Origin of the sequence: Bradyrhizobium algeriense (assembly GCF_036924595.1) — a bacterium.
GTDB lineage: Bacteria > Pseudomonadota > Alphaproteobacteria > Rhizobiales > Xanthobacteraceae > Bradyrhizobium > Bradyrhizobium algeriense.
Window position 1 is genome coordinate 4172984 of the sequence record NZ_JAZHRV010000001.1, and the last position, 21677, is coordinate 4194660.

A 21677-nucleotide genomic window follows, 5' to 3' on the forward strand; every position below is an offset into this window, starting at 1 on the left:
TTGGTATGCCAAAAATATTCGAGTGTTTCTTCTGCTAAGAAGACGTCTCCAACACAGGGAGGAGACGAGTCGTGCCCGCACCAAAACAAACCAAGGCGCCGCCTGTCATGGCTGAGGCAGATATTGCAATCGTCCGGATTGCTCCCGAGACGAGCTTCAAGAACAAGGCCTACGAGGCCTTGAAGGAAGCTATTCTCAAGATGGACATCTACGCGACGCCCGAGCAGGTGATGCTCGACGAGCGCGCGCTGTCCGAACGCCTCGGCGTCAGCCGCACCCCTATTCGCGAAGCCATCGCGATGCTTGAACAAGATGGCTTCGTCAAAACCGTTCCGCGCCGCGGCATCGTCGTGGTTCGCCGCACCAAGACCGAGATCGTCGACATGATCCGCGCTTGGGCTGCGCTCGAAAGCATGGCCGCGCGCCTGATCACGACCACCGCGCGCAAGAAGGACATCACGGCGCTGCGCGATTTCTTCAAGGATTTTGGCAAAGATCGCCTGCCGCAGGATCATGTCGAGGAATACTCCAAAGCCAACATCGCGTTCCATCAGGCGCTAATCTCGCTTTCGGAATCGCCGGTGCTGGTCGATTTGACCAACGACCTCCTGCTGCATGTGCGCGGCTACCGGCAATTGACCATCGGGCGGAAGGATCGCACCGCGACCTCCCTGCCCGAGCATCTCGGCATCATCGAAGCGCTGGAAGCACGCGACACCGAACTCGCCGAGAAACGCGCACGCGACCACACGCTGGGCCTTGCCGCCTACGTCGAGGCGCACGGCCAGGAACTATTTACCTAGACGCAACTTCGCACCAGAAGACGACGAAAAATCGTCCGAACCAAAACGATCAGGGAGATGAAGCCCATGCTGAATACCGCGACCAAGTCCGAAGCACCGGGCACCGAGCAAGAGCTGACGGATGGCTTTCATCTCGTCATCGACGCGCTCAAGCTCAACGGCATCAACACCATCTATGGTGTGCCGGGCATCCCGATCACGGACCTCGGCCGCATGATGCAGGCCGAGGGTATTCGCGTGCTGTCGTTCCGCCACGAGCAGAACGCCGGCTACGCCGCCTCGATCGCCGGCTACCTGACCAAGAAACCGGGCGTCTGCCTCACCGTCTCGGCGCCCGGCTTCCTCAACGGCCTCACCGCGCTCGCCCACGCCACCACCAACTGCTTCCCGATGATCCTGATCTCGGGCTCCTCCGAGCGCGAGATCGTCGACCTGCAGCAGGGCGACTATGAAGAGATGGACCAGCTTGCGGTCGCCAAGCCGCTCTGCAAGGCCGCCTTCCGCGTCCTGCATGCGGCCGACATCGGCATCGGCCTGGCGCGCGCGATCCGTGCCGCCGTCTCGGGTCGCCCGGGCGGCGTTTATCTCGACCTGCCCGCAAAACTTTTCGGTCAGGTGATGGACGCGGCTGCCGGCGCGAAGTCGCTGGTGAAGGTGATCGACGCTGCGCCGGCCCAGATCCCTGCCCCATCCGCCGTCAAGCGCGCGCTCGACGTGCTCAAGGGGGCGAAACGCCCCCTCATCATTCTCGGCAAGGGCGCGGCCTATGCGCAGGCCGACGACGAGATCCGCGCCTTCGTCGAAAAGACCGGCGCGCCGTTCCTGCAGATGAGCATGGCCAAGGGCTTGCTGCCCGACACGCATGCGCAGTCGGCCGGTGCGGCACGCTCGACCGTGCTGAAGGACGCCGATGTCGTCATGCTGATCGGCGCCCGCCTCAACTGGCTGCTGTCGCACGGCAAGGGCAAGACCTGGGGCGACGCGCCTAAGAAATTCATCCAGATCGACATCGAGCCGAAGGAAATGGATTCCAACGTCGAGATCGTGGCCCCCGTGGTCGGCGATATCGGCTCCTGCGTGTCCGCGCTGCTCGAGGGCATGGGCGGCAGCTGGTCCGCTGCGCCGGCCGACTGGGTCTCGACCGTCAACAAGAAGCGTGACGACAACGTTGCCAAGATGGCGCCGAAGCTGATGAGCAACGCCTCGCCGATGGATTATCACGGCGCACTCGGCGCACTGCGCACCATCATCAAGGAGCGGCCCGACGCCATCCTGGTCAACGAAGGTGCCAATACGCTCGACCTCGCCCGCGGCGTCATTGACATGTACAAGCCGCGCAAGCGGCTCGACGTCGGCACCTGGGGCGTCATGGGCATCGGCATGGGCTATTCGATCGCGGCCGCCGTCGAGACCGGCAAGCCGGTGCTCGCGATCGAGGGCGACTCGGCCTTCGGTTTCTCCGGCATGGAGATCGAGACCATCTGCCGCTACCAGCTTCCGGTCTGCATCGTCATCTTCAACAATGACGGCATCTATCGCGGCACCGACGTCAATGCGAGCGGCTCCGATCCGGCGACGACGGTGTTCGTCAAGGGCTCACGCTACGACAAGATGATGGAAGCGTTCGGCGGCGTCGGCATCAATGCCACCTCGCCCGACGAGCTGAAGCGCGCTGTCAACGCAGCGATGGATTCCGGCAAGCCGACGCTCATCAACGCGGTGATCGATCCGGCGGCCGGTTCCGAGAGCGGCCGCATCGGCAACCTCAATCCGCAAAGCGTTCTGAAAAAGAAATAACCGACTTCAACCCATTTCATCCTGCACGCGCAAGGCGCAGACAGACACAGTACGGAGCAAAGACGATGACAAAGGCGCTCAAGGGCGTTCGTATTCTTGATTTCACCCACGTTCAGTCGGGTCCGACCTGCACGCAATTGCTGGCCTGGTTCGGCGCCGACGTGATCAAGGTCGAACGCCCCGGCGTCGGCGACATCACGCGTGGCCAGTTGCAGGACATTCCCAATGTGGACAGCCTGTATTTCACCATGCTCAACCACAACAAGCGCTCGATCACGCTCGACACCAAGAACCCGAAGGGCAAGGAAGTCCTCACCGCCCTGATCAAGAGCTGCGACGTGCTGGTGGAAAATTTCGGCCCCGGCGTGCTCGATCGCATGGGCTTCCCCTGGGAGAAGATCCACGCCATCAACCCGAAGATGATCGTGGCCTCGATCAAGGGCTTTGGTCCCGGGCCTTACGAAGACTGCAAGGTGTATGAGAACGTCGCCCAGTGCACCGGCGGCGCCGCTTCGACCACTGGCTTCCGCGACGGGCTGCCGCTCGTCACCGGCGCGCAGATCGGCGACAGCGGCACCGGGTTGCATCTCGCGCTCGGCATCGTCACCGCGCTCTACCAGCGCACCATGACCGGCCAGGGCCAGAAGGTTACGGCTGCGATGCAGGACGGCGTGCTCAACCTCGCGCGCGTCAAACTGCGCGACCAGCAGCGCCTCGCCCATGGTCCGCTGAAGGAATACAGCCAGTTCGGCGAAGGCATTCCGTTCGGCGACGCGGTGCCGCGCGCCGGCAACGATTCCGGTGGCGGCCAGCCCGGCCGCATCCTGAAGTGCAAGGGCTGGGAGACCGATCCCAACGCCTACATCTATTTCATCACCCAGGCGCCGGTGTGGGAGAAGATCTGTGACGTGATCGGTGAGCCTACCTGGAAGACCGATGCGAACTACGCCAAGCCGCCTGCCCGCCTGTCGCGGCTGAACGAGATCTTCGCTCGCATCGAACAGTGGACGATGACCAAGACCAAGTTCGAGGCGATGGAAATCCTCAACAGGGACGACATCCCCTGCGGCCCGATCCTGTCGATGAAGGAGATCGCCGAAGACCAGTCGCTGCGCGCGACCGGCACCGTGGTCGAGGTCGATCATCCGACCCGCGGCAAGTACATCTCCGTCGGCAATCCGATCAAGCTGTCGGACTCACCGAGCGAGGTGACGCGTTCGCCGCTGCTCGGCGAGCACACCGACGAGATCCTGCGCCAGGTTCTCGGCTTCTCCGATCACCAGGTCGCCGAGATCCACGACTCCGGCGCGCTCGATCCGCCGCGGAAGCAGGCGGCCGAATAAGCCAACTCTTAAGAGAACACAAAATGCCAAGGCCGCCGGTTTCCGGCGGCCTTTTTCTGTCTGGGATGTTCCGTCTGGAATGCCACTTTCTTTAGTTTTGCTGCAATGCAAACAGCCAATTGCTGCTATGCAAACAAGCCCGTTGTAGCTGGCATCTGGTATACATAAATTGTCCCGAGATTACCAAGCGGAATGGTTCCGCTCCAAGAAAAGGGGACAAACATGTCCAAGACTGCATCCATGGGCCTCCTGCCCTCCAGCACCCTGTTCAGCCGTCTGATGGCTTCCATCGACCGCCTGCTGACCGCGAGCAGCCGTATCGCCATCCGCAACGGCGACCTCCCCCGTTTCGGTCTCTGAGCCTATAAAATAAGCGATTTGCGATCGAAGGTCTTCTTCAGGCGAACGGTCCTCCGCATGATCTCTCTGTACCAATGGCCCCGGCTTCCGGGGCCATTTTTCGTTTGCAGCGGGCCGCCGACTTTTACCAACATCTGCGACAAATCAGCCCGAATGCCAATTCGCCGCAATAACCGTTTGCGTCCTGGCATATCGCATACAAAGATACATCAAGGGCGCCCGCACCGAAAAGAAGGGCGCATTTTGGGGGGATAAGGTCGTGCGGTCCACGAGGACAGCCAAGGCGATCTGGCGCGAAGCCGGCGGTGCATCTCACCTGCCCTCTTCGGCGTTATGCAAATACACAATTGGCCGAAAGGAGCGGATGCCGCACCGAAAGGTCCCTCTTACAATTCGAGCCTGCAATCATCGCACGGGGACAACCGTTGCGGTGTAACAGTCATGAGTGCGAGAACAACCCGATCGAATGGTCGGGACAGAACTAGAAAGCCGGCAAAGACCGACGTAACCACAGTTCGACGGGAGAGAAACAAAATGAAGCACACTGCACAAACGGCGTTGGGCGCAATCGCCGCCTTATGCGCGATCGGGATTTCTGTTCCTGCGATCGCCGCATGGGAACCGGTACGGCCAGTCGAGTTCATCGTTCCTGCCGGCACCGGCGGCGGCGCCGATCAGATGGCGCGGACGATCCAGGGCATCGTCACCAAGCACAATCTGATGAAGCAGCCGATGGTCGTCATCAACAAGGCGGGCGGCGCCGGCGGCGAAGGCTTCCTCGACCTCAAGACATCGGGCGGCAATCCGCACAAGATCATCATCACGCTCTCCAACCTCTTCACCACCCCTCTTGCCACCGGCATCCCGTTCAACTGGAAGGATCTCACGCCGGTAACGATGCTGGCGCTCGATGAGTTCGTGCTGTGGGTGAACGCCGAAAAACCGTACAAGACGACGAAAGAATATATTGATGCCGTGAAGGCCGCTCCTGCCGGTACCATGAAGATGGGCGGCACCGGCTCGAAGCAGGAAGACCAGATCATTACGGTCGCGGTCGAGAAAGCCACCGGCAGCAAGTTCACCTACATTCCCTACAAGGGCGGCGGCGAAGTCGCGGTTCAGCTCGTCGGCAACCATGTCGACTCCACTGTCAACAATCCGATTGAGGCCGTCGCGCAATGGCGTGGTGGCAAGCTGCGTCCGCTTTGCGTGTTCGACGCGCAGCCGATGGGCTATGACGAACAGGTCGCGGACGGCAAGAGCTGGAAGGATATTCCGACCTGCAAGTCGCAGGGTCTCGATATGGAATATCTGATGCTGCGCGGCATCTTCATGTCGCCACGGGCCACCAAGGATCAGATCGAATATTACGTCGAGCTGTTCAAGAAGGTTCGCGCCACGCCCGAGTGGCAGGACTTCATGAAGAGCGGCGCGTTCAACACGACCTCCCTGACCGGGGCAGAATATGCCAAATGGGTCGAGGTCGAGGAAAAGCGCCACGAGGTCCTGATGAAGGATGCCGGTTTCCTTGCCGCACCTGGCAACTGATCGACGCATCGCCCGCAACCGGGATCATAACGCAGGCGCCGGGCCTCGGGCCCGGCCGCGCATGGAGTTTTGATGACAACAGGCAGCTCGAGCAAGACAGGCCCCACCCACAAGCTGGTGGAGGCTGGGATCACGTTGCTGATCGCCCTCTTCGGCGTCATCGTTATCGTCGGCAGCCTGAAGGCCGGCATTAACTGGGGCGCGGAGGGTCCGCGCGCCGGCTTCTTTCCATTCTACATCGGAATCTTCATCGTCGCATCCAGCGGGATAAACCTGTGGAACGGACTGCGCGACGACAATGACGAGCTGTTCGCGGAATGGGGACAGCTTCGCCAGGTTATGAGCGTCGTCATTCCAACCGCGATCTATGTCGGCGCCATGCCGTTCACCGGGCTGTATCTCGCCTCGATCGTCTTCATCGCATGGTTCATGCGATGGCTGGGCAAGTACCCTTGGATTACCGTGCTGGCCGTCGCGCTCGGCATGCCCATTGTCACCTATTTCATTTTCGAGCGCTACTTTCTGGTCCCGCTTCCCAAGGGGCCGATCGAAGAGTGGCTCGGTCTGTAACATCGGCGCACAGTCAGGATTATCGGGATGGAAGAACTCGTCAATCTGTTTCATGGCTTTGCGGTCGCGCTGCAGCCTTTCAACATCATGGTGATGGTCCTCGGCATCGTGCTCGGCGTCATCATCGGCGTGCTTCCGGGATTGGGCGGCGCCAATGGCGTTGCGATCCTGTTGCCGCTGACATTCTCGATGCCGCCGACGTCGGCCATCATCATGCTGTCCTGTATTTATTGGGGCGCATTGTTCGGCGGAGCGATCACCTCGATTCTCTTCAACATACCCGGCGAACCATGGTCGGTCGCGACGACATTCGACGGCTACCCGATGGCGCAGAAGGGCAAGGCCGGCGAAGCTTTGACGGCGGCCTTCACCTCGTCGTTCGTGGGCGCCCTGTTCGCCGTGATCATGATCACGCTAGTCGCGCCGCTGGTCGCAAGCTTCGCGTTGCAATTCGGACCAGCCGAGAAATTCGCGGTTTATTTTCTGGCGTTCTGCAGTTTCGTCGGCTTGAGCAAGGAACCACCCTTCAAAACCATTGCGGCGATGATGATTGGATTTGCGCTCGCCGCCGTCGGCCTCGACTCCATCACCGGACAGCTACGGCTGACATTCGGCGTTACCCATCTGCTCAACGGGTTCGACTTCCTGATCGCCGTCATCGGGCTGTTCGGCATCGGCGAGATCCTGCTGACGATGGAGGAAGGGCTCGCCTTCCGCGGCGGCAGCGCCAAGATCAATTTGCGGGTGGTGCTGCAGACCTGGAAGGAGTTGCCGGCCTACTGGGTGACGTCGCTGCGCTCCTGCGTGATCGGCTGCTGGATGGGCATCACGCCGGCCGGCGCAACGCCGGCATCCTTCATGAGCTACGGCATCGCCAAGCGGGTGTCGAAGAAAGGCGCCAATTTCGGCAAGGGAGAAATCGAAGGCGTGGTCGCACCGGAGACCGCGGCGCACGCCGCCGGCACCGCGGCGTTGCTGCCGATGCTTTCGCTTGGCGTTCCGGGTTCGCCGACAGCCGCCGTGTTGCTCGGCGGCCTCCTGATCTGGGGCCTGCAGCCCGGGCCGATGCTGTTTGTCGAACAGAAGGAATTCGTCTGGGGCCTGATCGCCTCGATGTATCTCGGCAATCTCGTCGGCCTGATCGTTGTGTTGACCTGCGTGCCTGTCTTCGCGGCCATCCTGCGCGTCCCCTTCAGCATCATCGCGCCACTCATCCTGGTGCTGTGCGCGATCGGCGCCTACTCGGTTCACAGCAGCACGTTCGACGTGGTGTTGATGCTGGTGTTCGGCGTGATCGGCTACCTGCTCAAGAAGTGCAACTATCCCCTCGCCCCGCTGGTGCTGGCCATCGTGCTCGGCGACAAGGCGGAAGAGGCATTCCGGCAATCGTTGCTGGGATCCCAGGGCTCGCTCGGCATATTCTTTTCCAACACGCTGGTCAGCACGATCATGATCCTGGGATTGGTTGCACTGTTCTGGTCGGTGATCCAGCAAGGCTATACCCGCTTGCGCGGCGCCGTTGCCTGAAGTGAGCAAGGCGCCATCGCCAGAGCGAACAAAATCCTTCCCTGAAGCCTGACTACGAGGAGCATAGTCAGGCTTCATTTAACCACCTGAAACGGGTCATGATGGCCGGGCACTGTCCCGGCCATCATCGTTTTTGGGCGCTGGGATATCAGGCGCGAGAAAGTGCAAGCTCTCATAACGAATGCAGCCAGCAGCGCTCGTCTACTAATTTCTTTTTTGTTTCAGTATTTTAACGTGTGGCCTGATCACCGCAGTTCTAATGACGCGTGTTCAGTAGCAACAGGAAATGCGACAAACTGGCAAGATTTCTCTTGTCTACTGGCATAACATATACCAAACTCTTCCCTTGAGCTGTCGGGTATCGATAGAACAGCCTATGGAGGGAAGATGACGGACACAGTGCACGGAGCGGCCCCCGTCGCGGCGGCCCGAGTCAGCGATGCTTATCGCTGGACCCAGTTAGCCATCGGCGTCGCCGCAATGGTCATGATCGCCAATTATCAATATGGTTGGACTTTCTTCGTCCCCGACATCCAGAAGAAATTCGGATGGGATCGCGCTTCGATCCAGTGGGCATTTACGCTGTTCGTGCTGTTCGAGACCTGGCTGGTCCCGGTCGAAGGATGGTTCGTCGATAAATACGGCCCGCGCCTCGTCGTCCTGGTCGGCGGCATCCTCTGCGCCATCGGATGGGCGATCAACGCCCAGGCGACCACCCTCAACGGCTTCTATCTCGGCATGATCATCGCAGGCATCGGCGCCGGCGGCGTGTACGGCACCTGCGTCGGCAACGCGCTGAAATGGTTTCCGGACAAGCGCGGCCTTGCTGCCGGTATCACCGCCGCCGGATTCGGCGCGGGCTCGGCGCTGACGGTCGCGCCGATCCAGGCGATGATCAAGGACTCCGGCTTCCAGACCACCTTCCTCTATTTCGGTCTCGGACAAGGCATCATCATCGTGATCCTCGCCTTCTTGATGTTCGCGCCCAAAGTGGGACAGGTGCCTGCGGTGACGCAGAATGCCAACATCATCCAGACCCGGCGCAATTATCAGCCGACCGAGGTGATCCGTCAGCCGATCTTCTGGCTGATGTATTTCATGTTCGTGATCGTCGGCGCCGGCGGATTGATGGTCACCGCCAACCTCAAGCCGATCGCCGTCGACTGGAAGGTCGACAGCGTACCCGTCACACTGATGGCGGTGACGATGACGGCAGTGACGTTCGCGGCCACCATCGATCGCGTCCTCAACGGCCTCACCCGTCCCTTCTTCGGCTGGATCTCGGACATGATCGGGCGCGAGAACACCATGTTCATCGCGTTCGGCATGGAAGGCATCGGCATCTGGGGCCTGTACATGCTGGGCCACGATCCGGTGTGGTTCGTGCTGCTGTCGGGCTTCGTGTTCTTTGCCTGGGGCGAGATCTATTCCCTCTTCCCGTCGACCTGCACCGACACCTTCGGCGCGAAGTTCGCGACCACCAATGCCGGCCTGCTCTACACGGCGAAGGGCACCGCGGCGCTGCTGGTGCCTGTCGCGAACTACATGCAGCAGTCTTCAGGCACCTGGGACACCGTGTTCATCGTCGCGGCCGGTGCGAACATCCTGGCCTCGGTGCTGGCGATCGCCTTGCTCAAGCCCTGGCGCAAGTCGGTGGTCGCCAAATCGCAGCTCGCGGCCTGATCCAAACCGGATCGGCTATTCGAAACAAGCGCGCTCATCCTCCGGGATGGGCGCGTTTTTCTTTTGCCTGGGCGTCATCTGGTATACCAGATCGCTTTTCGGCCCGCCCCAGGGACGTTCCTCTATCCTCGGGTCGGAATGGAGCGCTTCAATAACGTCAGTAATACTGCCTATTTATCTTCATCCCGGCGAAAGATTTCCAAGGCCAAACGTGTTGACAATTGGCATTATGTATACCAGAGTTAGATCAATGTTTCACCCCAAGGAGGTTGCCATGCAAGTCGGAGATATCCTGCGCAACAAAGCCGCCCGTGTCGCAACGGTCCGCATGAACGAGACCGTCGCCGTCGCAGCCCAACTGATGCGCTCCAGCAATATCAGCGCGCTGGTCGTCAAGGATGTCGTCCGCACCGAAGGCAACACGGCGGTCGGCATGTTCACCGAGCGCGACGTCGTTCGCGCGATTGCCGCACACGGCGCAGCCGGCGTGAACATGCGCGTTTCGCAATTCATTTCGGTGCAACAGCTCGTTTCCTGCACGTCGACGGATACGCTCGAGCATGTCCGCCACCTCATGAGCAAGCATCACATCCGCCACGTGCCGGTGATCGACAATTACAGCCTGATCGGCGTCATCAGCATTCGCGATATCTTCAACGCGTTCGACGACGAAGCAACGCCCTTTAAGCTCGCCGCATCGGCCTGACCGTCGCTTCGAACTGCGCCGGCATTTTTTGGGCTGCACTCCCAGGGAAGACGGTATCGCACCGCAATAGTCGGCTTAACTCCTGTCGCAAAGCAGGCGCTCGCAAATCTGCGCCGGAGTAGTGGTGCCGGAAAACATCATCTGTGGGAGGGCGCATGGCGCGTAACATTCTGATCCTCGGGGCCTCGTATGGCTCGTTGCTGGCGACAAAGCTTTTGATGGCGGGTCACAACGTGACCCTGGTTTGCCGGAAGCAGACGGCAGAACTCATCAATCGCGACGGCACCGAAGTTCGCATCAAGCTGCGCGACGAGGCGGCCCACCGGCCGATCTTCTCGCGCGACCTGCCTGGCATCTTGGACGCAGTCGAGCCCGCCGACGTCGATCCTTCCCGTTATGATCTGGTTGGTCTTGCGATGCAGGAGCCGCAATACGCTGCTCCCGCGATGCGGCTTCTGATGATCAAAATCGCCGAAGCGAAGCTGCCTTGCCTTTCGATCATGAACATGCCCCCTCTGCCCTATCTCAAGCGCATCCCGGCCCTTGCGGAAATGGAGTTGGAGAAGGCCTATACCAACGCTGCGGTATGGGATCGGTTTGAGCCAGGCCTGGTGTCGCTCTGCTCTCCGGATCCGCAGGCCTTCCGTCCCCCAGAGGAAGCGGCGAATGTTCTTCACGTCGGCTTGCCGACAAACTTCAAGGCCGCGTCATTTGCGGACGAGAAGCACAATCTGCTGCTTCGAGAGCTGGAAGCCGACATCGATGGGGTGAAGCTGGATGGCCAGGACGTTCCGGTGAAGCTCAAAGTGTTCGATTCGATGTTCGTCCCTCTGGCCAAATGGTCGATGCTGTTGACCGGGAATTACCGCTGCATCACGCCGCAAGAGCCGCAATCGATCCGCGACGCGGTGCACGGCGATATCAACCTCTCGCAATCGATTTATGACCACGTCGATGCCATCGCCCAGCGTTTGGGCGCCGATCCCACGGATCAGGTACCTTTCGAGAAATATGCCAAAGCGGCGGAAAGCCTTCTCAGGCCCTCGTCAGCAGCCCGGGCGGTCGCTGGTGGCGCGCCTTCCATCGAACGCGTCGACCTGCTGGTGAAGCTGATTTCGCATCAGCTTGGCGCACCCAATGCCGAAATCGACCGTACGGTCCAGATCGTCAATCAGAAACTGAATGAGAGCATCACGGCGAACGCGTCCGGCGCACCGCGAGGTGCTCCAGTCGCTGTGACGTAGATCCCTTTCGGTTCTGATTGAAATCACAGATGCGATAGCTAGCGCCGCGGCGTCCTTCCACGTATGCGATCGAAGCCCTGCTTGATAGCGGCGAAGCGTTTGTCGATGAAGGGTTCGTGCTCGGTGTCGGTGAAGATGTAGGGCCAGTCATTTTCGATTGCCTCGCGAACCAGTTCGCCGACATAGAGCGGATCGATGCCATTGTTGATCCGTTCCTGAAGCGCCTTGATGAACTCGGCGAGCGGTCCTTCCGTCGGCGGCGGGCTGCCGATCTTCCCGGCGAACCGCTGCGGCACATTGCGCCGAGAATTCATGATCTGAGTGCGGATGACGCCCGGACACAGAACGGATACCCCGATTTTCCGCGGCGCGAGCACCGTCCGCAGTCCTTCGGACAGAGCCACTACTCCATATTTGCTCACATCGTACCCGGGATTTGGTCCCGCAATCAGTCCGGAGACGGACGCCGTGGAAACAATCTGCCCTCCTTCGCCATGCGCCTCGATCAGCGGACCGAAAATCTCGATGCCCCAAATCACCGACATCAGATTGACGCCAAGAACCCAATTCCAACCTGCATCTGTCCAATGACCGTAACCCCGGCCGCCGCCGACCCCCGCATTGTTGACGAGAATATGGACCCTGCCGTACCGCGCCACGGTGGCGTCCGCTGCGGCTTGGAGTTCTGCTTTGAGCGATACATCCGCTCTCACGCCGTCAACGTCGGCGTTGGTAAGTTTCAATTTCTCTACCGCCGTTGCTAACGCCTCTTCCTCGATGTCGCATAGCATGACCTTCACCCCCGCCCGCGACAGCGCCGTGGCTATCCCTAATCCGATGCCTGATGCTGCTCCGGTGACGAAGGCTGTTCGTCCGATAAGGTCTTGCATGTGCGTGTTTCCGTTGCTTTTGCAATTGGCCTTGGCAGATACCATTTGGTTCGCTGAGTTTATAGTACTTAAGCTCAATGGCGCGCCGCGCATGTCCGTTGTGGGTCACACAGCCAGGGTCAAACTCGGAAGTCCGGAGGTGCAAGGGCGAGATCTGCTTTGCCCGCGTACGCAGACATCGTCAGATCAGTCGGTCAAGTCCCCCGCGTTCGAGGAAGAGCCTCGCTTTTGAGGATCCACCAATTCAACACTGGTGATCTGCAATGGAGTGGGAGGCTGCCATGTAGGCAGCCTCTTTCTACCTTGATGCTATTTCCACCCCGGCTGACCCCGTCATGGGGAGTCATCCCAACGTGGAGATGAAACAAGGCTCACGCCCATCCCGACCTCACGTGTGGGCTTCCGATCAGTCTTGAACAACAGTTGTGCGGCCTCGACGTTCGTGGCGCAGCGCTCGAGCCAGCGAGCCACGAGAAAATCAACCCGCGTGGCAAATCGCAGTCGAGCCGCGGCCAGCACAAGCCTCGCATCCAAGCCATGATCGGATGGTCTCTTGACGTCGTTGCGGGCGCTCATCTTGCCCTCCTGCCGGTTCGGCGGAGGGAGCGGCCCTGCACCGAGAGTTACACTCTTGCCTTGCGGATCAGCCCCGCTTGGAGCTGAAAATTCGGACCCCGTGTCATCACGGACATGCACGACCAATCGGCCAGCCAATTAAGCGGCCGGACGCGGGCGGTAGTCTCTGCGATGTGTCGTGCGTTGCGCATTACGGTCCTCAAGAGTGCAGGCAATCTCACCCAGGACGAATGTCATGATCTAAGCGCAGAGAAAATTCAGCGCGTCAAATGTTTTATGTTCAAGAGGTGCGGAATTTTTGCATGCCAGCAATTTTCGAACACCGGCGCCGCCGGTTGGGTTCGAAAATTTCCGGTTGTGGTCAATTGGCGGAAGCGGCGATTACTTCGCCATGTCCGGTCTTCCCCACGGAAGCAGAGACCAGTCGGAAGGGTCGGCATATCCGCTGGGGCCAAGAACAGACTTCAACAGACCACCAACGGAAGCGAGCCCAAAGCGTCGCCTGATCAGTCGCTCAGTTTGTCAAGAACCCACGTTCGATTGAGGAACGGCTCGGCCCATACAGACGGAAATAGGCGAACCGGGATTTGCCCGGGATCATGGGCACCAAATCGCGCAAGGTTGGCCGCGGCGTCGCGCCAGCGCTACAGGTCAACGCTAACTGATCCGCAGGGCTTGAAGGTTTGGAGCGAGCGCCCGTGCAAGCACCCCTCATGTTTCTGGGCGTAGGCAAGCACGCCCATGATAATCAAGGCCACCACGACCAATCCGGCTACTAGGTTCTGCACCATGGCTGTCACTCCAGGTGAACTCATGAACAAGGCGACCGGCTCGAATCGTGGGGATCAACGCCGGGGCGGCGCTCGCTCTCGAGCCGACCATGGGGCTGCGGTTGAAATGATCAGCGAGAGGTCGCGCAGCCAAAGAGAGCACAATTGTCGGCCTGATGGCAGTGCAAACTTGTTGCCGCGCTGCGCAAATTCGATGCGCGATCAGAAGCCGCGTCTTCGAAAATTCGCCTGTTTGGCGCCATTGCCGCGTTGCTGGCGCTTTCGGGGCGAGCGGCCGAAATGAACCTGGATGATCTGCTGCTCGTGCGCCTGCCGGCGCCGCCCGAAGGACGCCGTGCCCGCTCCAGGTGATGGACGGCAACTACCAGAGGCTAAGCGGCGTTTGTCCGTGGTGGAACGCCATGGTCGCCCGGCAATGACCTGAATTCGATTCCCGCGAAAACCAACTCCCGGCTACCGGATGAGCCCGCATTTCGAGAAGGGCATTTGTGGAACGTAACGGAACCTCAGGCGTTCTTTTTCGCGGAAATGAGCAGCGCCGTCGCCCCGGCGCAGCAAGCGCAGACGCCGAGGCGTTGCGCCGCGCTGGTCGGAGGGAACGCTCATGAGACTCACCCTTTCGGTCATCAAGGCTGACATAGGCTCCGTCGGCGGCCACACGAAACCGTCTACACGCATGATGGCGGCTGTCGAGGGCGAGGTCGCGAAGGCGATCTGCGATGGCCTGCTGATCGACGCTTTCGTCTGCCACACCGGCGACGACATTGCGATCATCATGACACACACACGGGGCGAAGGGAGCTCCGAGGTGCATCAACTTGCCTGGAAGGCGTTCCTCGCGGCCACCTCGGTCGCGAAAACCTCCGGGCTTTATGGCGCCGGCCAGGATCTTCTCGTCGACGCACCTTCCGGAAACGTTCGCGGCGCCGGACCGGGCGTCGCCGAGCTCAGCTTCGACCACAGCCTCTCTGGCACGAGACCTGCGGAGTCCTTCATGGTGTTCGCCGCCGACAAATGCGGCCCCGGCGCCTACAACCTGCCGCTCTACCTCGCCTTCGCCGATCCCATGTATTGCGCCGGGCTGATGCTGCCCCCGATGATCAAGGGATTCCGTTTCCATGTCATCGACATGGACCACACGGCCGGCGACAGCGTGATCGAACTCGACGCGCCCGCGGATGGCTACCACATTGCCGCGCTGCTCCGCGACAACGAGCGCTTTGGCATTGATCGCATTGTTTCCCGGACCCATGGCGAGGTCGCCGTCGCCGTTTCGGCGCAGCGTCTTCACGCGATCGCAGGCAAGTACACCGGCAAGGACGATCCGGTCGCGATCGTCCGGAACCAGGGGATTTTCCCGGCCCCCGAAGAAATCGTTTCACCGTTCGCGAAGGCGCACTTCGTAGGCGGCGATGCGCGCGGCTCGCACGTGATGCCGCTCATGCCGGTGCCACTTAACACTCCGGTGACGGGCATGTACTGCCTGCCGATCGTTTCCTGCACCGGCTTTTCGATCGACAAGGACGGCCGTTTTTCAGAGTCCTTTACCGATTTCTTCGACAATCCGGCGTGGGACGAGGTCCGCCGGCGCGCCCAGCGCAAGGCAATCGAGATGCGCAGCCAGGGCTGGTCAGGCGCCGCGATGCTGCCCTATTCCGAGTTGGAGTATGGTGGCTTCCGCGACACCGTGTCCTCACTGCTGAAGCGCTTTCAGGTGCGCGAGGAGCGCAAGCCGGAAGCGGCCGAGTAAGGGACTGCCTGCGAGGTGGGTATGGCAAAAAGGCGTATCGGCATTCTCACGGGCGGCGGCGACGTTCCCGGTCTCAACGCAGTCATCAAGAGCGTGACATATCGCGGCAGCGAGAACGACATCGAGGTCGTCGGCCTCCGCCGTGGTTGGGAGGCCCTTACGCACGTGAACCTCGAGGACCCGGCCTCTAGGTCCCACTACATCATCCCGCTGAACCGTGACAACACGCGCACTATAGACCGGAGCGGCGGCACTGTGCTGCACTCGAGCCGCACCAATCCGTCCAGGATGAAGAAGCTGCCAGATCATCTCGCAGGCCACGACTTTCCGGCCTCGCTCAGCACGAAGGGCGGCATCGCAACCAGGACGTGGGACGTCACCGGCCAGGTGCTGGCTAACCTCTCGGGGCTCGGCATCGAACATCTGATTGCCATCGGTGGCGACGACACGCTCAGTTACGCAGCCAAGCTCAACGACCTCGGCGTCAAGATCATCGCCATCCCGAAGACGATGGACAACGACGTCCGCAACACCGAGTACTGCATCGGCTTCTCGACCGCGATCACCCGCGCCAGCGACGCCATCCAGCGGCAGCGCACCACTGTCGGATCGCACGAGCGAATCGGCATTTTCCGCGTCTTTGGCCGCGATGCCGGATTTACGGCGCTCTACACCGCGTACGCCACCTCGATACGGTGCGTCATACCGGAGTACAAGGTCGATCTCGACAAACTGATCCAGTTGCTCGTCGAGGAGAAGCGCGCCAACCCAAGCAACTATGCGCTCGTCGTGCTCAGCGAGGGCGCCGCGTGGGAGGGCTACGAGGTGCAGGAATACGGTGAGCCTGATGCTTACGGTCATCGCAAGAAGGCGAGTGTGGCGGAATCGTTCGCCGACGAGATCAAGCGACGCGTCGGCGAGGAGACGATCACCTCCGATCTCACATACGACCTGCGATCGGGCAATCCTGACTTCATGGACAAGCTCGTGGCCCTGACTTTCGGCAATATGGCGTACGATGCCGTCCTCGAAGGCAAGACCGGCCTCATGTCGGCGCTGGTGGAGGGGCGCTACGACCTCGTGCCCATCCCTGATGTCAGGCTCGGGCCGCGCAAGCTGGACGTCGCCAGCACGTACAACACGGACCGCTACCGTCCCATCTACACCAATAAGCGCGGGCAGCCGATCTTTCTCAACCGCGCGTCATAGGGCGGAAGGTGGTAACCCCTCGAGCGAAGTGGGACACCGGTTTTTCGGGAGCGCCAAAAGCGATCGGGCTCTAGCGGCGCTGCTTTTTCGGCTTTAGCGAAGCCGCCGGCGCTCGCGCATTGGCATCGAGCGATGTTGACGCCACTGGCGTGTCACCCTTGGCTCCTTCGCGTCCAATTTCGCGTCGCGGCCAGGCAAAATCGTCGGCGCGACCGGCTGGTGCCGACAAGGGCTCACCTGTGATCAAGACCCGGGCGGCTTGCGCATCGATCGCCACCGGCCGCGCCCCGGGAGCGCCGAGTAGTTGATCCGTGCCGACAGAAGAGCCCACCAAGGGAACGATCGGCCCGGCCAGCGGACGCGGCGCCGGCTGATCCGGCCGAGCACTGGCGTCGGGCGTTGCCGGTTCGGTGGGCAGCACAATCGGCGCGGAACGCGCAGCCAGCAGCCGGTTGATTTCACGCTCGGCATAATGCGCGAGCTTGAGCGCGCCGGCCTTGGTGAAGTACACGCCATCGGAGGAACGCAGCCGGCGGATCTGCCCTTCGAAATCGGGGCCTTGCTGTGAAAAGCGGCCGGCTTCATCGACAAATCCGTCCCAGACATCGATATAGGTGATGCCGGCCTTGCCGGCCGCATCGCGATAGAGCGTATCCAGGAACGCCGTGTCGGCTGTCGCCTTGGGGCCGCGTACCGCCGGCAGACCCACCCACAGCACTGGCACACCCTTGGACTTGAGTACGCCGATCATTTCGTCGATCTTTTCCCTGTAGAGTTCGACCCAGCGTTTCTCGCGAAACTCATGGAGGCCGTTCGGCGAGCCCGCGCTCTTCTCCGGTCCAGTGACCGGTCGCGCGTCATTGTTGTCGGCGGCATCGTCTGGCGACAATTCGGTATCCGTCACCTTGGCTGCACCATCGGGCTTCGCCGCGGGTTTTGCGACCGAGGGCTTGCCATCAGGTTTGGCCTTGGCGTCCTTCTTGTCCCCCGGCTTACTGTCGGATTTTTCGGCTGCCGGCTCGCGGATTGCGACGCGGTCGTCAAGCCCGAGCATGACGACAATGGCGTCCGCTTTTTCGACGGCGAGAATGCCTTTGGCGGCGGCGGCCCAATCGGCTGGATCGCCCTTCGGCTGATACTTGATCAGGCCGGAGGCTGACTTGTGTTTGCGGATCACGCCCATCTCAGGCTGATCAGCATAGACGTCCTCAAGCCCATAGGCGAGCCAGTCCGCCATGGCGTCACCGAGCACAAGAATGTGGCGCTCGGGTACAGTGTTGCGCTTCTCGGGCGGCGGGGCCTTTGAAAAATCCTCGCGCACCGCCGGGGGCGCTTGCCGCCCATGCGAACGAGGTGGCGGCGCGTACTGCTGCTGGTACGGCGCAAACGTGTCGTTGCCGAACCAGCCTCCACCACGTTGTTCGTTACCGGACCAGCCTCCACCGCGTTGTTCGTTACCAAACCAGCCGCCGCCACGTTGTGGTTGCGGTCGCTGCTGATATTCGCCGAAATTAAAAAACTGTGCAGAGGTAGGTCCGGCCAGGCCGAACACCAAGCCCACCGCGACGGCTAGCGCAATCAGCCGACCACGCTCGGTGAAGAAGATGCATCGCCCTTTTGGTCCGTTTGGCATGCTGGACCGCACACACGCAGAACCTGCCTTAGCCAGATTAGCACGAGGCGCCCGGTGGTGGGGTCTCAGTTTACCGTGAAGTGCGGTGTCGTCAGTTCAAGCAAGAGCCCGTGTGTCCCGCTTCGGGTCAAAGCGTCGATTTTGGCATGTCAGCAAGCACGTCGAGCGCCCTTCGTGGAAACGAAGGTCCCACTCTCGCAACGATTACCCCTCGGCTGCGAATACGTAGCTGCTGCCATCCTTGGCCAGCGTGCCGACGGTCGGCATCAACCAGCGAGTACCCGAAATGGTGAGCTTGTCGGCAACCGCGCGATCGAAGATCTTCCTTCGCGTTTCGACGGTCATTTGCGGATAGGTCGGAGACCGCCCCACTTCCGAACAGCGCCGCCAGAGCGGAACTTCATAAAACGCTCCGGCTCAGGCGCGGCGCGCCGTTCGAAGGTGCCAAGGAACTTCGGACGCGTGTGGAACCAGAAAACGCCTCCCGCGTTGAAATAAAAATTGATCGGATAATCCAGAAAAAGCGGGGATATCTCCCAAAAGGAGGCTTGATTTCTTGCCTCTTTTTCCCGGTCGGACGGCATTTCTTTGATGGGGAGGAAGAAGAGATGACTGATCAGCAATTGGCTCTTCAGGCGATTAACGAAGCGCAACTCATACTGGAAGAATACCTTCGGCCCCGGCCGCAAAACAATGAGCTTATCCTCGACAAGCTCGTGGAAGTTCTCGAACGCCCCGATTTGGTAGTTGCTGTAAGTCGCTTGCAGCAGCAGAGCAATCTCTCAGTGCGCAAATGAGGAAACTGCCAGCAATCGCCTTGGCCGCCTGGGTTGCTACGCTCCTACCAGTTGGGACGCCAACCGCCGCGCAGGCCAAACAACAATGCAGCGCCGCAGCACCATCAAATCCGCACGGGCGTTGGTGGTCCTATCGTCTGATCGATGGACGAAAGTGCTGGTACGAAGGCAAGCCCATGCTTTCAAAATCGTTGTTGGAATGGCCCAAGGGGGCATTCGCGCAACCCGTTTCCGACAGAGAAGAAGTTCAAAGCGTTGTCACAGAGAAGCCTGGCGATCCGTTAGATGCGCAAGCCCGAGCACTGGAAGGTTCTGACAGTTTCGAAGCGCGATGGCGCGAAAGGGTGAAAATGCAATAGGCGTTGCCCCAAAGGAAAGTCGCTAAGCGCCGGGATCGCGCCTGTGCAGCACCGACAATCAGTTTTGGGGAACTCGCGAAGAACTCTTGTTTTCTAACCAGGCGTAATGCGGAAACCAGCAATGCGAACGGCCGCAGATTTCAATCTCTATTACGCAACTCCTGACCCCTGGCATATTTCCCACGCGCAGTTCAGGGATAAGGTCTTGCGCCGACGCCTGAAGCCGTTCATCCGCGGCAAATCCGTTCTTGAACTGGGTTGTGGTGAAGGTCACCTGACCCAAACAATTTTTAACAAAGCACGATCCGTGGTTGGCATCGACATAAGCGATGTAGCGATTGCTCGCGCTAAATCGCTGAACCTGCCAAATGCCCGATTTGAATGCGCTGATTTTTTACAAGCGTCATTCGAGGGTTACGATGTGATTGCGGCCCTCGAATGCGTCTACTATCTGTCCTTTCAAGAGCAGGGAGCGTTCCTGGAGAAAGTTGCCAAAGAACACCCTGACAAAATACTTCTGCTCTCGGGTCCAATTGTGGATTACAGAAGGCACTTCAGTCATAAGCGATTGATGCACGAGTTTACGACTTTGGGGTTCACTCCGCTTAAATTTTATAACCTGTCGGTTTATTGGTATCCGCCTTCATCCAGAATTATCGCTGGCCTGATCAAGCTGCCACTTGGACACACCTTGCTTGATTGGATACCGGACTCGATGATCTACCAAAGACTGTACGCACTTCGGGCACCGAGACGCCCCTGACTCGGATATCGCCAGTTCGAATTTGGTCCGCTGTTGGGCAACCGTGCGGGGTTCTTGGCGGTGAAAGCCCGACGGGTCTTCCGGCGCAACAACGACTACGCGATGACCGGCAACGACTTGAGGCCACGAACGACCGGCGCGGCGCGCCACTGCAGTTCGTGAGCAGGACAGGCAGGCGTCAACTCAGGCAGGCGTCGCAGCAGGCAACCGAACGCGATCTCGGCCTCCATCTTCGCCAGATGCGAGCCGACGCAAAAGTGAACGCCATCTCCAAACGCAAGATGCGGATTGGGCTTGCGGGCCAGATCCAGCCGATCGGGCTCCGCGAATTTCTGCGCATCCCGGTTGGCGGAGGCAATGACGGGGAAAATAACATCGCCGCGCCTGATCGTGGTGCCGTGCAGGTCGATGTCCTGGGCCGCATATCGCTCCGTTGCGGTCTCGACGGGTGCCGTGAAGCGTAACAACTCCTCGACCGCAGACCCAAGGAGCGAGAAATCTCCGAGGAGCCGCTTTTTTTCGCGCGGATTCTCCATCAGCGCCAGCATTCCGGACCCGATCAGGTTCACGGTCGTCTCGTGGCCGGCGATGATCAGGAGCACCAGCATGGCAATGAGCTCGCTCTCGCTCAGCCGATCGCCCCCCTCCTCCACGGCGATCAGCGCGGAGATGAGATCATCCTTCGGGGTGCGCCGGCGCGTGGCAACGAGGCGCCGCAAATATCGCATCAATGCAAAGATCGAGGGCAGCGAGAGCGCCATGCGAAATTCCGATCGCGCTCCGAGAAAAACATTGGTCCACTTCCGAAAGCGCGTCCGGGCCTCTTCGGGCAGGCCCAGCAGCTCCGAGATCACGGTCAACGGCAGCGGAAGCGCGAAATCCTCGATAAGGTCGGGCTTCGACTTGGCGCGCAACCGATCGACGAGACCCTCAGCCAGGACTTCGGTGCGGTTTCGCAACTGCTCGATGCGTGCACGGCTAAACGCCTTGTTGATGAGGGCCCGCAGCCTTCGATGTGCGGGATCGTCCAGGTCCAGCATGTTCTCCGAGAGTGTCCTGAGGCTCACGGGTGTCCACCACGGCATGGACTTAGGCGAGCGCAAGCCGGCATTGCCCGCGTCTTTGACGAACCTGGCGCTGTCCTGGAGGCACAGGGCCACGTCATCGTAACGCGTAATCAGCCACGCCCGCTTCAGGACGGGTACGCCAACTTCGAAAGCCGGCGCCTCGCTGCGAAGAAACGCATAGAACGGAAACGGGTCGCGCTTGTGCTCGGCTGAGTAGATGTCGACTTTGCGAGGATCGTTCATGGCGCTTAAGATCGGCAA

The 21677-nt window shown here is 60.4% G+C and carries 20 protein-coding genes; 14 read left to right on the forward strand and 6 right to left on the reverse strand.

All coding sequences use genetic code 11. From position 1 onward, the window contains the following. The first annotated feature begins 107 nt into the window (after nt 1–107). From V1286_RS20395 to V1286_RS20440, 10 genes are all read left to right on the forward strand, one after another. Complete coding sequence (locus V1286_RS20395; protein WP_108513445.1) at nt 108–803, forward strand: GntR family transcriptional regulator; 696 nt, start codon at nt 108–110, stop codon at nt 801–803. Between the two features lie 66 nt (nt 804–869). Further along, the gene (gene oxc, locus V1286_RS20400) at nt 870–2600 is read left to right on the forward strand and encodes an oxalyl-CoA decarboxylase (protein ID WP_334482059.1); all 1731 of its coding nucleotides are present in this window, start codon (nt 870–872) and stop codon (nt 2598–2600) included. A gap of 65 nt (nt 2601–2665) precedes the next feature. Beyond that, complete coding sequence (gene frc, locus V1286_RS20405) at nt 2666–3943, forward strand: formyl-CoA transferase (protein WP_334482061.1); 1278 nt, start codon at nt 2666–2668, stop codon at nt 3941–3943. A gap of 222 nt (nt 3944–4165) precedes the next feature. Then, a complete protein-coding gene (locus V1286_RS20410) occupies nt 4166–4303 on the forward strand; it encodes a hypothetical protein (protein ID WP_334482063.1) in 138 nt (45 codons plus the stop codon). A 534-nt stretch (nt 4304–4837) separates the two neighbouring features. Continuing rightward, nucleotides 4838–5851, forward strand: coding sequence for a Bug family tripartite tricarboxylate transporter substrate binding protein (locus V1286_RS20415; RefSeq protein WP_334482065.1), 1014 nt, complete (start codon nt 4838–4840; stop codon nt 5849–5851). 72 nt (nt 5852–5923) lie between these two features. After that, nucleotides 5924–6421, forward strand: a complete 498-nt coding sequence (locus V1286_RS20420; RefSeq protein WP_334482067.1) for a tripartite tricarboxylate transporter TctB family protein — start codon at nt 5924–5926, stop codon at nt 6419–6421. A gap of 27 nt (nt 6422–6448) precedes the next feature. Then, nucleotides 6449–7948 (forward strand): tripartite tricarboxylate transporter permease, encoded by a 1500-nt coding sequence (locus tag V1286_RS20425; RefSeq protein WP_334482069.1) that lies wholly within the window; start codon nt 6449–6451, stop codon nt 7946–7948. Nucleotides 7949–8335: 387 nt separating this feature from the next. After that, nucleotides 8336–9631 carry an oxalate/formate MFS antiporter gene (gene oxlT, locus V1286_RS20430; protein ID WP_334482071.1) on the forward strand — a complete coding sequence of 432 codons (1296 nt, stop codon included), beginning with the start codon at nt 8336–8338 and terminating at the stop codon, nt 9629–9631. A gap of 274 nt (nt 9632–9905) precedes the next feature. Continuing rightward, nucleotides 9906–10337 (forward strand): CBS domain-containing protein, encoded by a 432-nt coding sequence (locus V1286_RS20435; RefSeq protein WP_334482074.1) that lies wholly within the window; start codon nt 9906–9908, stop codon nt 10335–10337. Nucleotides 10338–10492: 155 nt separating this feature from the next. After that, entirely contained in the window at nt 10493–11581 is a 1089-nt protein-coding gene (locus V1286_RS20440; RefSeq protein WP_334482075.1) for a ketopantoate reductase family protein, read from the forward strand. 38 nt (nt 11582–11619) lie between these two features. On the opposite strand, the gene V1286_RS20445 is transcribed toward V1286_RS20440, so the two are convergent. Together V1286_RS20445 and V1286_RS20450 are read right to left on the reverse strand one after the other, a co-directional pair. Next, entirely contained in the window at nt 11620–12516 is an 897-nt protein-coding gene (locus V1286_RS20445; RefSeq protein ID WP_334482077.1) for an SDR family NAD(P)-dependent oxidoreductase, read from the reverse strand. Nucleotides 12517–12804: 288 nt separating this feature from the next. Beyond that, a complete protein-coding gene (locus V1286_RS20450; RefSeq protein WP_334482079.1) occupies nt 12805–13047 on the reverse strand; it encodes a hypothetical protein in 243 nt (80 codons plus the stop codon). Nucleotides 13048–14442: 1395 nt separating this feature from the next. Between V1286_RS20450 and V1286_RS20455 the strand changes: the two genes are divergently transcribed. Continuing rightward, on the forward strand, nt 14443–15588 hold the full coding sequence (locus tag V1286_RS20455; protein WP_334482081.1) for a fructose-1,6-bisphosphatase: 1146 nt from the start codon (nt 14443–14445) through the stop codon (nt 15586–15588). A 21-nt stretch (nt 15589–15609) separates the two neighbouring features. Further along, nucleotides 15610–16797 (forward strand): 6-phosphofructokinase, encoded by a 1188-nt coding sequence (locus V1286_RS20460; protein ID WP_334482082.1) that lies wholly within the window; start codon nt 15610–15612, stop codon nt 16795–16797. Nucleotides 16798–16867: 70 nt separating this feature from the next. On the opposite strand, the gene V1286_RS20465 is transcribed toward V1286_RS20460, so the two are convergent. From V1286_RS20465 to V1286_RS20475, 3 genes are all read right to left on the reverse strand, one after another. Next, nucleotides 16868–18430 carry an SGNH/GDSL hydrolase family protein gene (locus tag V1286_RS20465; RefSeq protein ID WP_334482084.1) on the reverse strand — a complete coding sequence of 521 codons (1563 nt, stop codon included), beginning with the start codon at nt 18428–18430 and terminating at the stop codon, nt 16868–16870. A 204-nt stretch (nt 18431–18634) separates the two neighbouring features. Then, nucleotides 18635–18775 carry a hypothetical protein gene (locus tag V1286_RS20470; RefSeq protein ID WP_334482086.1) on the reverse strand — a complete coding sequence of 47 codons (141 nt, stop codon included), beginning with the start codon at nt 18773–18775 and terminating at the stop codon, nt 18635–18637. Next, entirely contained in the window at nt 18772–19053 is a 282-nt protein-coding gene (locus tag V1286_RS20475) for a hypothetical protein (RefSeq protein WP_334482087.1), read from the reverse strand. Before V1286_RS20475 ends, V1286_RS20470 begins: the two co-directional genes overlap by 4 nt. Between V1286_RS20475 and V1286_RS20480 the strand changes: the two genes are divergently transcribed. Together V1286_RS20480 and V1286_RS20485 are read left to right on the forward strand one after the other, a co-directional pair. Next, a complete protein-coding gene (locus V1286_RS20480; protein ID WP_334482089.1) occupies nt 19039–19227 on the forward strand; it encodes a hypothetical protein in 189 nt (62 codons plus the stop codon). The two genes, V1286_RS20475 and V1286_RS20480, sit on opposite strands and share 15 nt — an antisense overlap. 480 nt (nt 19228–19707) lie before the next feature. Next, nucleotides 19708–20349 (forward strand): class I SAM-dependent methyltransferase, encoded by a 642-nt coding sequence (locus tag V1286_RS20485; protein WP_334482091.1) that lies wholly within the window; start codon nt 19708–19710, stop codon nt 20347–20349. A gap of 95 nt (nt 20350–20444) precedes the next feature. Here V1286_RS20485 and V1286_RS20490 read toward each other — a convergent pair whose 3' ends face one another. Beyond that, nucleotides 20445–21659 (reverse strand): cytochrome P450 family protein, encoded by a 1215-nt coding sequence (locus tag V1286_RS20490; RefSeq protein WP_334482093.1) that lies wholly within the window; start codon nt 21657–21659, stop codon nt 20445–20447. Between the last annotated feature and the right edge of the window lie 18 nt (nt 21660–21677).

Coding starts and splice junctions, on each gene's coding strand:
- V1286_RS20440 (WP_334482075.1), top strand. CDS start 10,493: ATGGCGCGTAACATTCTGATCCTCGGGGCCTCGTATGGCTCGTTGCTG.
- V1286_RS20470 (WP_334482086.1), bottom strand. CDS start 18,775: ATGACCGTCGAAACGCGAAGGAAGATCTTCGATCGCGCGGTTGCCGAC.
- V1286_RS20480 (WP_334482089.1), top strand. CDS start 19,039: ATGACTGATCAGCAATTGGCTCTTCAGGCGATTAACGAAGCGCAACTC.
- V1286_RS20410 (WP_334482063.1), top strand. CDS start 4,166: ATGTCCAAGACTGCATCCATGGGCCTCCTGCCCTCCAGCACCCTGTTC.
- V1286_RS20485 (WP_334482091.1), top strand. CDS start 19,708: ATGCGAACGGCCGCAGATTTCAATCTCTATTACGCAACTCCTGACCCC.
- V1286_RS20455 (WP_334482081.1), top strand. CDS start 14,443: ATGAGACTCACCCTTTCGGTCATCAAGGCTGACATAGGCTCCGTCGGC.
- V1286_RS20420 (WP_334482067.1), top strand. CDS start 5,924: ATGACAACAGGCAGCTCGAGCAAGACAGGCCCCACCCACAAGCTGGTG.
- V1286_RS20465 (WP_334482084.1), bottom strand. CDS start 18,430: ATGCCAAACGGACCAAAAGGGCGATGCATCTTCTTCACCGAGCGTGGT.
- V1286_RS20445 (WP_334482077.1), bottom strand. CDS start 12,516: ATGGTATCTGCCAAGGCCAATTGCAAAAGCAACGGAAACACGCACATG.
- V1286_RS20460 (WP_334482082.1), top strand. CDS start 15,610: ATGGCAAAAAGGCGTATCGGCATTCTCACGGGCGGCGGCGACGTTCCC.
- V1286_RS20435 (WP_334482074.1), top strand. CDS start 9,906: ATGCAAGTCGGAGATATCCTGCGCAACAAAGCCGCCCGTGTCGCAACG.
- V1286_RS20425 (WP_334482069.1), top strand. CDS start 6,449: ATGGAAGAACTCGTCAATCTGTTTCATGGCTTTGCGGTCGCGCTGCAG.
- V1286_RS20490 (WP_334482093.1), bottom strand. CDS start 21,659: ATGAACGATCCTCGCAAAGTCGACATCTACTCAGCCGAGCACAAGCGC.
- oxc (WP_334482059.1), top strand. CDS start 870: ATGCTGAATACCGCGACCAAGTCCGAAGCACCGGGCACCGAGCAAGAG.
- V1286_RS20415 (WP_334482065.1), top strand. CDS start 4,838: ATGAAGCACACTGCACAAACGGCGTTGGGCGCAATCGCCGCCTTATGC.
- V1286_RS20395 (WP_108513445.1), top strand. CDS start 108: ATGGCTGAGGCAGATATTGCAATCGTCCGGATTGCTCCCGAGACGAGC.
- frc (WP_334482061.1), top strand. CDS start 2,666: ATGACAAAGGCGCTCAAGGGCGTTCGTATTCTTGATTTCACCCACGTT.
- oxlT (WP_334482071.1), top strand. CDS start 8,336: ATGACGGACACAGTGCACGGAGCGGCCCCCGTCGCGGCGGCCCGAGTC.
- V1286_RS20450 (WP_334482079.1), bottom strand. CDS start 13,047: ATGAGCGCCCGCAACGACGTCAAGAGACCATCCGATCATGGCTTGGAT.